Genomic DNA, 12,088 nt, shown 5'->3' on the forward strand with positions numbered 1-12,088 from the left:
TCGATACCCGCAGGTACCAGCGTGAAGGGGGCTTGACCTGGTGATATTTACGGGTAAGTACCCTCGCGGTACCGTGATGCCATGCCAGCTCTCAATGTGGAGTTCAGCGAACGCGAACTTGAGGACCTGCGGCAGATCGCCAAGGAGCGCGGTACGTCGATGAAGGCCCTCGTGCGCGAGGCCGCCGCCGCCGACATCGCCCGGCACCGGGCGCTGCAGGAGGGCGCGGAGGCGTTCCGGAGCTTCTTCACCGCCCACGCCGAGGAGTTCGCGGCCGCGTTCCCCGAGGACGAGGCCCCCGCCAAGGGCGAGGCCGCCTGAGCGATGCCCTCCGTCATCCATATCGACGTCCCGTGGCTGCTCCAGCGCCACGAGGAGGTTCTGCCCGACCAGCCCACGGTGGACGACTTCTCCGCGCTGGTCGCCGCCGTCGCCCGGCACCGCGTCGACCCGCCGCGGCTCGGCGTGGACTCCGACCCCGCCTGGCGGGCCGCCGCGCTGCTGCACACCCTCGCCGTCCTCAAGCCGCTGCCCACGGCCAACGCCCGCTTCGCCTGCGCGACCGCCGTGGCCTACATGTTCGTCAGCGGCGTCGGCATCGACCCGCCCTACGGCGCCCTCGTCGACCTCGCCCGCGACCTGATGTCCGGCAAGGCCGACGTGTACCGCGCGGCCGACCGGCTGCGCTCCTGGCAGATCTGACACGGTCCCGGCCGGCGGGGGAAGCCGCCGGGGCCGCCGGCCGGGAGAGGGGGCCGCCGGCCGAGGGCGGGAGGAACGGGGCCGGCGGCCCGTTTCGCGCAGAAGAACCCACCGTCCTGCGCGGGGCCTTCCGAGAGGGCCGATTCCCAGTCCACTCCCGGCCGCCGCGACAGGGGAGCGTGCGCGGCAGGCCGGTACGTGCGCGCGCTTCACACGGGGCGCATGAAAAGCCGAAAGCCGCCGCACAGAACCGGGTTCCGTGCCGGTTCCGCACCCGTTTTCTGACTTTCTTTCAAACGGCCTGATGTGGACGAGTGCCTTGTTGCTTGTGTGGATGTTGTGCAAGGGTTGAAACGTCCGTGCGGGGGGTAATGTCCCGGGTCTTCTTCGCAGTTGAGAACCGGGGCGGCACGAGATCGGTGAATTCCCGCTCCCCGCACGCACATCCCCGTTGCGCACCGACGCACCACACGCGCCAAAGGAACCCGCACAGTGTCCACCCCCCACCCCCCTCGTCCCGCCTACCCGCCTCCCGGCGCCGACCCCGCGGAGTCCGACGAATCCGTCGCCGCCCCGCTGCGCGCCGGTTCCGACGCGGAGGCCTCGCGCTCCGCCGCCCTGCTGATGGCCCGGCACTGGCAGCCCGCGCACGACTACGCCGTCATCTGCCTGGCCACGCCCGGTCCGCTCGCCCACATGGTCACCGCCGCCGCCTTCCACCAGGTCCTGGACCGGCTCACCCTCGGCGAACCCGCCGAGGCGCTCAGGCCCCGGCTGCTGGTCGCCGTCCGGGACACGGTCGTCGACTGGGCGGCCACGGAACGCATAGCCGCCGTCCTGCCCGGCCTCGAGAAACCCGCCGGCGGACGCGGTATGCGCGCCGCGAAGTCCCTGATACCGGAAAACCGCGCACTCTCCGACCGGTCATTCCACAGCCTTCCCCGACTCGAACAGGCGCTGCTCTGGCACACCGAGGTCGAGGCCGAGCCGATAAACGTGCCCGCCGGACTGCTCGGCCTGGACGGCGACAGCGCGGCGATCGCGCTCGACCAGGCCCGCGAGAAATTCCGCGAAGGCTGTGTCCGCGCGCACCGGGAACTCGCGCCGAGTGCCGAATGCCGCCACTACAACCGCCTGCTCGACGTGCCGATCCGGCGGGGCGGCGGCCTGCTCCCGGACGTCCGCCAGCACCTCGCCGGCTGCCCCTACTGCCGGCACGCGGCCGAGCAACTCGGCCAGATCGAGGCCGGGTTGGGTGTGCTGCTCGCCGAGGCGGTGCTCGGCTGGGGCGCCCGCCGGTACCTCGACTCGCGCCCCGGGCGCGGACGGCCGGGCCCCGCCCGCTCCCGCACCGCCGCCCGGCGCTCACGCGGACGCCGCCGCGGCGGTGGCGGACCCGGACTGCTGGCCCGGGTCACCGGTCCCGGGGGCCGTCGGCGGGGCGGCGCCGAGCCCGGAACGCTCGCCAGGATCGCGGTGCCGGCGCGCCCGCTCGGCACCGGCTGGTCGTCCAGGACGCTGCTCACCGGTGTCGGCGTCGCCTCCGCCGGACTGCTCGCCGTCGTCCTCGCCGTCAGCCTCTGGCCCGACGGCGGTGACGGCACCGCCCCGGTCGTGTCCACCGGCGCCGCCCCCGGTACCGACGCCACGTCCCCGCCGGCCTCCACGACGGCACCCGGCACCGCGGGCCTGCCTTCGGCGGGCCGGCCGACCCGGCTGCGCAACACCGGCACCGGCCTGTGCCTGGACGTCAAGGGCACGCCCCAGCCCGGCGCGGGCGCCGTGCTCGCCGCCTGCTCCTCGGCGGCGACCCAGCAGTGGACGTACGACGCCGACGGGCTGCTGCACAGCGCGGCCGACTCCGGCCTGTGCCTGGACTCGCACGCCGACGGCGGTGTCGTCATCCTCGGCACCTGCGCCGACTCCGGCAGCCCGCGCGGCGACGACGTGCGCTACGACCTCACCGTGCAGGGCGAGTTGCTGCCCCGCTGGGACCAGACCCTCGCCCTCGCGCCGTCCGGCACGGATCCCGGCTCCGACCTCGTTGTCAAGGTCCGCGACCGCTCCGCCGGCCAGCGCTGGCGGACCGACACACCGTCACCCGGCTCGGGCTCCCTCTCGGTCGCCGGCAGCGACGGCCCGTCCGCCCAGCCGGCCCAGCTGACGGGCCAGGGCACCTAGGGCCTGTCCGGCGGATCAGCTCGCAGGAGCGCACCGGCGCCTTGTCGGCGCCGGCGAGTGGGGTCTGGTGCGCGCAGCTGCAAGGCGGAGGAGTGAGTCGACGCGATGGGGGTCCCCCCCCCGCGCGAGCGAAGCCGAGCGTGGGGGAGTCGGCGAGTGACGACAGCGCCGCAGATGTGCGTGCCAGGCCCCGCGTCTGCGACAGGATCCGCCGGACAGGCCCCAAGCGCCCGTCGGCAGTGCCGTGACGGACCGTCGATGGTCCGCGGCTCCGCCGCGTGGCCGGTAGCGCCCACGCGGCTGAGCCGCATGTCGACACAGTCTCGCGCCCCTTCGGGGCGCTGCCGAACCGTGCCGGACTTCGTCAACTCCGCTGAGCAGCCATGGGCCGCGTCCCGCCGTGAGACGACGACGGGACGCGGCCGCAGGCCTGCTCGGGGTCCTACTCGGCGGCGTCGAGAACGTCGTCCGCCGTGACCGTGGCCGGAGTGGAATGGCCGGACAGGGCGAGCGTGAGGTCGAACTCGGCGAGGACACAGCGGATGACGTGGTCGACGCCCGCCTGTCCGTCGAGTCCGAGGCCGTACACGTACGGGCGTCCGAGCAGGACCGCCCGCGCGCCGAGGGCGAGGGCCTTGAAGACGTCGTCGCCGGTGCGGACCCCGCTGTCGAAGAGCACGGCGAGCCGGTCGCCGACCGCCTCCGCGACACGCGGCAGCGCGTCGGCCGCCGCGACGGAACCGGCCACCTGGCGTCCGCCGTGGTTGGAGACCACGACCCCGTCCATCCCGGCATCGGCGGCGAGCCGCGCGTCGTCCGGGTGCAGCACGCCCTTGAGGACGATCGGGCCGTCCCAGTGCTCGCGCAGGAAGGCCAGGTCCGGCCAGGTGTGGCTCGCGTCCCCGAACAGGCCGAGGAAGTGCAGCACCGCCGCGTTGGGGTCCTCGTGGACCGGCTTGGCGAGGCCCGCCTGGAAGGCGGGGTCGGTGAAGTAGTTGGCGGTGCCCACCCCGTGCAGGAACGGCAGGTACGCCTGGTCCAGGTCGCGCGGCCGCCACGCCAGCAGCGGGGTGTCCAGGGTGACGACCAGCACGCTGAACCCGGACGCCTTCGCGCGGGCGAGGAAACTCCGCGTCACCTCGGGGTCCTTGCCCCAGTACAGCTGGAACCACCGCTCGGCGTCCCCCATCGCCTCCGCCACCTGCTCCATCGGGGTGCTGGAGGCGGAGGAGAGGGTGTACGGCACGCCGTGGGCGGCGGCGGCCCGGGCGGCGGCGAGTTCGGCGTCCGGATGCATGATGGACAGCACGCCCACCGGGGCCAGGGCCAGCGGCGCCGGCAGGGCGCGGCCCAGCACCTCCACCGACAGGTCGCGCTCGTGCACGTCCCTCAGCATGCGCGGCACGATCCGGCGCCGGTCGAGCGCCGCCCGGTTGGCGCGCGCCGTGCTGCCCGAGCCGGCGCTGCCCGCCACATAGCCCACCGGGCCCGGCCCGAGCCGGTGTTCGGCCAGTTCCTCCAGCCGGGTCAGGTCGGTGGGGAGCCGGGGCACGGCACCCGTCATCCCGTTCAGATAGATCTCGTACTGGAAGTCCGCCATGTGCCTGGCCATCCGGCCTCCCGCCGCTCGTCGCTGAGGTGCGCTGGGGGCCGACGATACGGGCCGGTGACCACGGCTGTGCAGGTGCCCTCGGGCGGGAGGCCTCGCGTGCGGAGTCTCGCGTGCGGGGCCCCGGACGCGGGGGCCTCGGGCGCGAGGTCTCGGGCGCGGGGCCTCGGGTGCATGGCCGTGCTCAGGCGCGGGCGGCCGCCTCGCGCAGGATGCCGGCGAGCTCGTGGGGCGTGGAGAACATGGGCCAGTGACCGGTGTTCAGCTCCACCAGGTCCCAGCGCCCGCCCTGGAGCGCCTCGGTCACGGCGGGCAGCGGCGGCCGGCCGTCCAGCACACACTTCACGTACGTCGCCGGCAGTTCGGCGAGCGGGCGCTTCAGCACGGCCGGTTCGGTGAGCGTGGCGGCCGGGTGCGGGGTGCCCTCGCCGATGAGCCGGGCGATCTGCTCGTCCGTGAGGTCCTGGTTCGCGTAGGCCGCCGGGGCGAGGAGCGGCCACACGCCGTCGTGCTCGGCGAGAGCGGCGCGGATGTGGTCGCTGGGGAAGCCGTCGAGGAACGACACCCCGTCCGCGGGCAGGTTGGAGTCGACGAACACCACGCGGCGCAGCCGGTCGCCGATCCGCTCGGCCGCCTGGCCGACCGGCACGCCCGAGTAGCTGTGCCCGACCAGGACGACGTCCCGCAGGTCCCGTCGCTCGACCTCGTCGACGACGTCCTGGACGTGGATTTGCTGCCCCGCGGGCAGCTCCTTCTTCTCGGCCAGCCCGGACAGGGTGAGCGCGTGCACCTCGTGGCCGGCGGCGCACAGATCGGCCGCCACCTCGTCCCACGCCCACGCCCCGAGCCAGGCGCCCGCCACCAGTATGAAGTCGGTCATGGTCGTCAACGTACCGGACGGATCGACCAACTCCCCGTCAAAAGCACGGAGTTGGCCATTCCGTCGGCAGGCCGGCCCGGTGCGTGGCGTTCAGCCGACCCGGGCGACCGCCCGGACCGGGGCACCGTCCGCGCCGGGGAGCCGCAGCGGGAAGAGGAACACCTCGACCTGCTCCGCGCCCACCAGTCGCTCCAGCCCGGTCAGATTCTCGGCGATCACCCCGCCCGCGCCGCACAGCACCCGGTGCGCGGGCAGCTCGAAGTCCGCGACGGCATCGCCCGGTCGGGGCGTCGGGTCGACGCTGAGCGCGTCCACCGCCACCGTGCGCACCCCCGCCGCCACGACGGCCCGGGCCGCCTCGGGGGTGAGCCAGGGGTGGGCGAGGTACGCGTCCGTGCCCCAGTGCGCCGACCAGCCCGTGGCGAGCAGCAGCAACGCGCCGGGCGCCGCCGCGAGCGCGTCCAGCGCGGGGGCCAGCAGGGCCGGCGTGATCGGGGCCCTGGCGGGCAGCCCCCGTACGTCGGCCACGACCGCGCGCCCGGCGAACCGGTCCAGCGGCAGCTCGTCCAGGCGCGGCCAGGCGTCGTCGACGTGGTACGGCGCGTCGACGTGCGTGCCGGACTGCGAACCCAGGTGCAGGGAGAGGACGTTGACACCGTCGGCCGGGGCCCGCAGGGCGGACGAGACCGTGACCTCCGGGTCACCGGGATACACGGGCATCCCGGTGACCACGGGCACCGACAGATCGATCCAGCCGGTCATCGCCCGCCCTCGGTCACGAGCGCGGCCGGCGTGTCGTCCGCCGGGGCACCGGGGCCGGTGATCGGCGGCACCGGCGTGTCGACGGTACGGGCCAGGCGAGCGCCCTCGGGTCCGTACGCCGCCCGGGGTTCCGGGAACAGGCGCAGCAGCGCCAGGAACAGGAGGGCGGCCACGGCGAGCGACAGCGGCAGGCTGATGTCGACGCCGTTCGCCAGGTCGCCGAGCGGTCCGACGAACTGCCCCGGGATGTTGGTGAACAGCACACCGATCACCGCCGACACCCACCAGGCGGTCATGCCGCGCCAGTTCCAGCCGTGCGCGAACCAGTAACGGCCGCCGCGCTGGCGGCGGTTGAAGACCTGGAGGGCGTCCGGGTCGTACCAGCCGCGCCGGGTGTAGAAGCCGAGCATCATCACGACCATCCAGGGCGTGGTGCAGGTGATGATCATCGTGGCGAACGTCGAGATCGACTGCACCAGGTCGAGACCGAACCGGCCGATGAAGATGAACGCGATGGACAACACGCCGACCAGCAGCGTCGCCTGGACCCGGGACAGCTTCGGGAACACCGACGAGAAGTCGAGGCCGGTGCCGTACAGCGAGGTGGTGCCCGTGGACATGCCGCCGATGAGGGCGAGCAGGCACACCGGCAGGAAGAACCAGCCGGGCGAGATCGCGAGCAGCCCGCCCACGAAGTCGGGCGCGGCCGGGTCGACGTACTTCGGTGCCTTCGTCGCGATGATGCTCGCGGTCGCCAGGCCGAACACGAACGGCAGCAGCGTGGCGATCTGGGAGAGGAACGCGGCCCCGACCACCTTGCGGCGCGGGGTGTTCGCCGGGATGTAGCGCGACCAGTCTCCGAGGAACGCGCCGAACGACACCGGGTTGGACAGCACGATCAGCGCCGCGCCGATGAACGACGGCCAGAACATCGACCGCGTCGCCGCGTCCGCCGAGGCCGTGAACACACCCGCGTACGACGGGTCGAAGTCACCGGCGAAGGCGATCGCGCCGAGCAGGAACAGCACGGTCGCCGAGGTCACCGCGATCTTGTTGACGAACAGCATGAACCGGAAGCCGTACACGCACACGGCGAGGACCAGTCCGGCGAACAGCGCGTACGCGACGACATACGACAGCGTGCCGCGCTCCAGGCCGAACAGCCGGTGCGCGCCGCCGACCAGGGCGTCGCCGGAGCTCCACACCGAGATGGAGAAGAACGCGACGGCGGTCAGCAGCGACAGGAAGGAGCCGACCACACGGCCGTGCACGCCCAGGTGCGCGGAGGAGGCGACGGCGTTGTTGGTGCCGTTGACCGGGCCGAACACGGCCATCGGACACAGGATCAGGGCACCGGCGACGACACCGAGGAGGGTGGCCGCGAGTCCCTGCCAGAAGGACAGTCCGAACAGGATCGGGAACGCGCCGAGGACGCAGGTGGAGAAGGTGTTGGCGCCGCCGAAGGCGACCCGGAACAGGTCGAGCGGGGTCGCGGTGCGGTCCGCGTCGGGGATGCGCTCGACACCGTAGGGCTCGACCTCGGTGAGGGACGGCGGCGGCGCGGTGGGGGAGTCGGGGGACCCGGCGGGGGAGTTGGCGGACTCGGCGGGGGAGGTGGCGGACTCGGTGGGGGAGTCGGGGGTCTGAGGGGTCAAGGCGGGCTCCAGCGAGGGCGCGGCGGTGGAGCGCGCGGTGGCGCGGCGGTGAGGGACGGGAGCCGGTGCCGCGGGATGGGCGGCGACGGTGTGGGACGTCCTGGAGGGGTCTGCCGACGGTAAGGCCCCGGGGAAGACCCCTGCCAGGGGATGATTCATCCATCTTCACCGTCGTCGCTGGAGGATTCGCCCACCTCCTCGCTGTCCGGTCCCTGCGCCCGTACCCGCTGCACGTGTTCCAGGGACTCGCGCAGTTCGGTGAGCCAGTCGTCGGTGTGGCGCTGGACCAGCCGGACGCACCAGGCGAGCGCGTCACTGCGGCTGCGCGCGACGCCCCCGGCGATGAGGGTGTCCAGCACCTGCCGCTCGGGCTGCCGCAGCCGGGTCATCACCGGGGCCGCGACATGGGTGAACAGGGCGCGTTCGGTGCCGCACACCACGCCCCAGGACACCTTCCGGCGGAAGTGGTGCTCGGCCTCCCGGGCCACTTCCATCCGGGCCTCGCGGGTGCGCTCCCGGAACTCCTGGATCCGTGCTCGTACGGCGGACTCCCGCTCGGCGTCCGAGGCGCCCCCGGCGAGCCGGGGCTCCGGGATGCGGCCGATCACCGTGATCTCCTCCCGGTCGGGAGTCACCTCGACCAGTTCCTCGAAGAGATCGTCGGGCAGCCGGCCGGCGAACCAGCCGCGCAGCTTCTCTCTCTGCTCTGCTGTAATCATGTAATGAGCATTACTCGGCACTCTTCATGAACGCAAGGAGTCGTGAAGGAGGCGTGAAGGGGTTCGCCGGAGGCGAAGTCGGAATGTTTCAGGCCGATTAACGAAGCGGTGATTTTCGGCCATCTGGCCGCTTCCTGCGATCAAGAACCGCTCAGTTGTGCGGTAGACCTGCTCGGATTCCGTGACTTCACGCCACTGATTCAATACGCAATGTTACTGAAACACGTGGGTTCGATGTGTGTTTCGCGGGCGGACTCGGCAGAGTGGCGCTCGCCGCTCCGGCATCGACCGATCCGGAGCGGGCGCCCTGTCTTTTTCGAGCGGAAGGATGCACACAATGCGGACCACCGCGCGCCGGGCAGCGACCCTCGGCCTCACGGCCGTCGCCGTCTGCGGATCCCTGACCGGGGCCGCCGTCGCCGTACCGAGCGCCCCCGCGCCGTCCCTCTACGCCCCCTCGGCGCTGGTGCTCACCACCGGCCACGGCAACGACGCGGCGACCGCGACCCCCGAGCGCGCCGTCACCCTGAACTGCGCCCCGACGGCCTCCGGAACTCATCCGGACCCGGCCCGGGCCTGCGCCGAACTGCGCGGTGTGGGCGGCGACTTCAGCGCCCTCAAGACCCGCGACGACGTCTGGTGCACCAAGCTGTACAACCCCGTCGTGGTCACCGTGCAGGGCGTCTGGCAGGGGCAGCGCGTCTCGTACGAGCGGACCTTCGGCAACAGCTGCGTGAAGGACGCGCTGGACAGCGCCGTCTTCGCGTTCTAGGACCGGGATCGCAGGTCCCCGTGACGCCGGATCAGGTTCGCAAATGGGGAGTGCGGCCCCTGGAGCGGGGAACCAGCGATCTCGCACCGGGGCCGGCGGGCGGAGTGGGGCCTCCCGCCGGCTCCCGGTGACACAGCCGCTCCCCGGGCAGGCCCGTGGGGGGCCTTCCCGGGGAGCGGCGAAAAACGACCGGTTTGAGAGAAAACCGTTTGAAGAGGGGACCGGCCGGCGCTTCTAGCCGGCGTCCCGCCAGGCCCTGTGCCGAGGCCACCAGGCCGGTACGGCCCTCCGGTAGCGCTCGTACTCCGCGCCGAACCGGCGCACCAGGCCCGGCTCCTCGTACCAGCGCACGAACGCCCAGCTGACCACCCAGGCGCAGGCCGCGTACGCGAACAGCACCGGGCGGGCCAGCAGCAGGCCCTGGCCGGTCAGTACGGCGACGACCGCGACGTAGATCGGATTGCGCAGGTAGCGGTACGGACCGCTCACCACCAGCCGGGTGGGAGGAGCGACGGGGGCCGGGGTGCCGAGGCCCTCCAGCGCGAAGCGGGCGAAGGCGTCGAGGATGACCGCCGCGCCCGCCGCGAGAGGCAGCAGCCCGAACAGCCGCAGGGGCGGCCACCAGTGGCCGGCCCGCCACCCGCCGGTCAGCCACCAGGGCACCAGCACGGATGCGCTGCCCGAGACCACGACGAGGAACAGGGCGGTGCCCAGCGCCGCCGACGCCTTGCGCATACCCACACCATGACACCGGCGAGGGGCTGCCGTCTCCCTGCTGACGGCGGCCCCTCGGACCCGATCCGGCGGTCACACGGGGTGGTTCACATGTGGACCACCGGTGCGGCCTCGGTGTTCTGCTGTGGCACCCCGCGCCGGTACAGCAGGAACGCGATCACCGTGCCCGCGGCGAAGAACGCCGCCGACCACCAGAACGCGGTGGTGTAGCTCTCGATCGTCGCCTGCGCCCGGGCCTGCTTGCCGGCCGGGTTGTGGCCCGACAGGTAGTCGGTGGCGGCGCTCGCGGCGAGGGTGTTGAGCAGGGCCGTACCGATCGAACCGCCCACCTGCTGCATGGCGTTGACGGTCGCCGAGGCGACACCCGCGTCCTCGGCCGCGACCCCGCCGGTGGCCAGCTGCATCGCGGGCGGCATGACCAGGCCGAGGCCGACACCGATCACGATCAGCTGCGGCAGCACCGCGCCGGCGTAGTGGGAGCCGAGGCCGATGCCGGTCAGCCAGGCCATGCCGGCCGTGGCGATCGCGAAGCCCAGCGGGATGACCGCCTTCGGGCCGATCCGCGGGATCAGCACCGTGGTGCCGACCTGCGCGGTCACCATCAGCGCGCCGACCATCGGCAGGAACGCCACGCCCGTCTTGGTGGGGCTGAAGCCGAGGTTGAGCTGGAGGTAGTAGGTCAGGAAGAGGAACACGCCGAACATGCCCGCGCCGGTGATGAGCACCGCGAGGAACGAGGCGCCGCGGTCGCGGTCCAGCAGGATGCGCAGCGGCAGCAGCGGGTGCGCGGCCCGGGTCTGCCACCAGGCGAAGGCCGCCAGCAGCAGTCCGCCCGCGATCAGGAAGCCCCAGGTCAGCGGCGAATCCCAGTCGTGGGTCTCGGCGTTGGAGAAGCCGTACACCAGCGCGAACAGACCACTGGCGACCAGGATCGTGCCCGGCATGTCCAGCTTGGCGTCCGCCGCGTCGCGCTGGTTGCCCAGCAGCACCCAGCCGCCGGCGAAGGCGACGACCGCGATGGCCACGTTCACGTAGAGGGTCCAGCGCCAGTCCAGGGCGTCGGTCAGCACACCGCCGAGCAGCAGGCCCACCGCGCCGCCGGCGCCGGCGATGGCGCCGTACACGCTGAACGCGCGGGCCCGTTCCCGGGCGTCGGTGAACGTGGTGTTGAGCAGCGACAGCGCGGCGGGCGCGAGCAGCGCGCCGAAGGCACCCTGCAGGGCGCGGGCGGTGACCAGCATGGTGAAGCCGTTCGCGGCACCGCCGAGCGCGGAGGCCGCGGCGAAGCCGACGACGCCGACGAGGAAGGCGGGCTTGCGGCCGAACAGGTCGGCGATCCGGCCGCCGAGCAGCAGCAGCGAGGCGAACGCCAGTGCGTACGCCGTCACGATCCACTGCCGGTTGCCGTCCGAGAAGCCGAGGTCGGCCTGGGCGGACGGCAGGGCGATGTTCACGATCGTGGCGTCGAGCACCACCATCAGCTGGGCTATGGCGATGATCGCGAGGATCCACCACCGCCGGGGCGAGGCCGCGGCGGTGGCCTTCGCCAGGACCCCGGTGGGGGAGGCGTCGGCCAGGGTCTTCTGGGACATCGGGGAACTCCAGGGAAGTCGTCCAGCTCGTAAACGAAACTGTTTCGTACGCGTAGAACGCTAGAGGACTTCGAGCGAAACGGCAACGTTTCGTTAGGGTGAGGGCTTGTATGCCTTGTATGCCTTGACAGGCATATAACTGCCGAGGCATATTGCCTGTATGTCCGATGCCGCACTGTGGACCGCCCTCGCCGATCCCCACCGGCGGGCCATCGTCGCGCTCCTCCTGGAGCGCCCCCGGCCCGTCGGGGAGATCGGCGAGGCCTGCGGACTGAGCCAGCCGAGCACCTCCAAGCATCTGAAGGTGCTCCGGGAGGCGGGCCTGGTCCGGGTCCGGCAGGACGCGCAGCGCCGCGTCTACGCGCTCGACCCGGCACCGATCGCCGACCTCGACGCCTGGCTCGAGCCCTACCGCCGGCTGTGGAACCGCAGCCTGGACGCCCTGGGCCGGCGCCTCGACGAGACGTCGGACGACACCTGA

12 protein-coding genes are annotated in these 12,088 nt (G+C 72.7%); 5 read left to right on the forward strand and 7 right to left on the reverse strand.

Annotation, left to right across the window (positions count from 1 at the left end; translation table 11 throughout):
- Window positions 1-81 precede the first annotated feature (81 nt).
- The 3 genes from ABZ865_RS21795 (at window position 82) to ABZ865_RS21805 (ending at window position 2,883) form a co-directional block, all read left to right on the forward strand.
- On the forward strand, window positions 82-321 hold the full coding sequence (locus tag ABZ865_RS21795) for a hypothetical protein (RefSeq protein WP_361232580.1): 240 nt from the start codon (window positions 82-84) through the stop codon (window positions 319-321).
- A gap of 3 nt (window positions 322-324) precedes the next feature.
- Entirely contained in the window at window positions 325-702 is a 378-nt protein-coding gene (locus ABZ865_RS21800; RefSeq protein WP_361232583.1) for a toxin Doc, read from the forward strand.
- Window positions 703-1,194: 492 nt separating this feature from the next.
- The gene (locus tag ABZ865_RS21805) at window positions 1,195-2,883 is read left to right on the forward strand and encodes an RICIN domain-containing protein (RefSeq protein ID WP_361232586.1); all 1,689 of its coding nucleotides are present in this window, start codon (window positions 1,195-1,197) and stop codon (window positions 2,881-2,883) included.
- A gap of 442 nt (window positions 2,884-3,325) precedes the next feature.
- Here ABZ865_RS21805 and ABZ865_RS21810 read toward each other — a convergent pair whose 3' ends face one another.
- From ABZ865_RS21810 to ABZ865_RS21830, 5 genes are all read right to left on the reverse strand, one after another.
- The gene (locus tag ABZ865_RS21810; RefSeq protein ID WP_361232589.1) at window positions 3,326-4,495 is read right to left on the reverse strand and encodes a lactate 2-monooxygenase; all 1,170 of its coding nucleotides are present in this window, start codon (window positions 4,493-4,495) and stop codon (window positions 3,326-3,328) included.
- 181 nt (window positions 4,496-4,676) lie between these two features.
- A complete protein-coding gene (locus tag ABZ865_RS21815) occupies window positions 4,677-5,372 on the reverse strand; it encodes an alpha/beta fold hydrolase (RefSeq protein ID WP_361232592.1) in 696 nt (231 codons plus the stop codon).
- Between the two features lie 90 nt (window positions 5,373-5,462).
- The gene (locus ABZ865_RS21820; RefSeq protein ID WP_361232595.1) at window positions 5,463-6,134 is read right to left on the reverse strand and encodes a cyclase family protein; all 672 of its coding nucleotides are present in this window, start codon (window positions 6,132-6,134) and stop codon (window positions 5,463-5,465) included.
- Complete coding sequence (locus tag ABZ865_RS21825) at window positions 6,131-7,648, reverse strand: cytosine permease (RefSeq protein WP_361233615.1); 1,518 nt, start codon at window positions 7,646-7,648, stop codon at window positions 6,131-6,133. Before ABZ865_RS21825 ends, ABZ865_RS21820 begins: the two co-directional genes overlap by 4 nt.
- A gap of 296 nt (window positions 7,649-7,944) precedes the next feature.
- Window positions 7,945-8,508, reverse strand: a complete 564-nt coding sequence (locus tag ABZ865_RS21830) for a hypothetical protein (RefSeq protein WP_361232598.1) — start codon at window positions 8,506-8,508, stop codon at window positions 7,945-7,947.
- Between the two features lie 337 nt (window positions 8,509-8,845).
- On the opposite strand from ABZ865_RS21830, the gene ABZ865_RS21835 reads away from it, so the two are divergent.
- Window positions 8,846-9,280, forward strand: coding sequence for a subtilase-type protease inhibitor (locus tag ABZ865_RS21835; RefSeq protein WP_361232601.1), 435 nt, complete (start codon window positions 8,846-8,848; stop codon window positions 9,278-9,280).
- A 234-nt stretch (window positions 9,281-9,514) separates the two neighbouring features.
- Here the strand turns inward: ABZ865_RS21835 and ABZ865_RS21840 are convergent, their stop codons facing one another.
- Window positions 9,515-10,015, reverse strand: coding sequence for an isoprenylcysteine carboxylmethyltransferase family protein (locus ABZ865_RS21840; protein ID WP_361232604.1), 501 nt, complete (start codon window positions 10,013-10,015; stop codon window positions 9,515-9,517).
- 86 nt (window positions 10,016-10,101) lie between these two features.
- Complete coding sequence (locus tag ABZ865_RS21845) at window positions 10,102-11,607, reverse strand: MFS transporter (RefSeq protein WP_361232607.1); 1,506 nt, start codon at window positions 11,605-11,607, stop codon at window positions 10,102-10,104.
- Window positions 11,608-11,767: 160 nt separating this feature from the next.
- On the opposite strand from ABZ865_RS21845, the gene ABZ865_RS21850 reads away from it, so the two are divergent.
- Window positions 11,768-12,088: a metalloregulator ArsR/SmtB family transcription factor gene (locus ABZ865_RS21850; protein ID WP_361232610.1), complete on the forward strand. Its 321-nt coding sequence runs from the start codon at window positions 11,768-11,770 to the stop codon at window positions 12,086-12,088.

Source organism: Streptomyces sp. NPDC047085 (assembly GCF_040643735.1).
GTDB lineage: Bacteria > Actinomycetota > Actinomycetes > Streptomycetales > Streptomycetaceae > Streptomyces.

Bases quoted from the DNA above. Each gene is read 5' to 3' on its own strand.
- ABZ865_RS21820 (WP_361232595.1), bottom strand. From the start codon at position 6,134: ATGACCGGCTGGATCGATCTGTCGGTGCCCGTGGTCACCGGGATGCCC.
- ABZ865_RS21845 (WP_361232607.1), bottom strand. From the start codon at position 11,607: ATGTCCCAGAAGACCCTGGCCGACGCCTCCCCCACCGGGGTCCTGGCG.
- ABZ865_RS21830 (WP_361232598.1), bottom strand. From the start codon at position 8,508: ATGATTACAGCAGAGCAGAGAGAGAAGCTGCGCGGCTGGTTCGCCGGC.
- ABZ865_RS21795 (WP_361232580.1), top strand. From the start codon at position 82: ATGCCAGCTCTCAATGTGGAGTTCAGCGAACGCGAACTTGAGGACCTG.
- ABZ865_RS21840 (WP_361232604.1), bottom strand. From the start codon at position 10,015: ATGCGCAAGGCGTCGGCGGCGCTGGGCACCGCCCTGTTCCTCGTCGTG.
- ABZ865_RS21800 (WP_361232583.1), top strand. From the start codon at position 325: ATGCCCTCCGTCATCCATATCGACGTCCCGTGGCTGCTCCAGCGCCAC.
- ABZ865_RS21810 (WP_361232589.1), bottom strand. From the start codon at position 4,495: ATGGCCAGGCACATGGCGGACTTCCAGTACGAGATCTATCTGAACGGG.
- ABZ865_RS21835 (WP_361232601.1), top strand. From the start codon at position 8,846: ATGCGGACCACCGCGCGCCGGGCAGCGACCCTCGGCCTCACGGCCGTC.
- ABZ865_RS21815 (WP_361232592.1), bottom strand. From the start codon at position 5,372: ATGACCGACTTCATACTGGTGGCGGGCGCCTGGCTCGGGGCGTGGGCG.
- ABZ865_RS21850 (WP_361232610.1), top strand. From the start codon at position 11,768: ATGTCCGATGCCGCACTGTGGACCGCCCTCGCCGATCCCCACCGGCGG.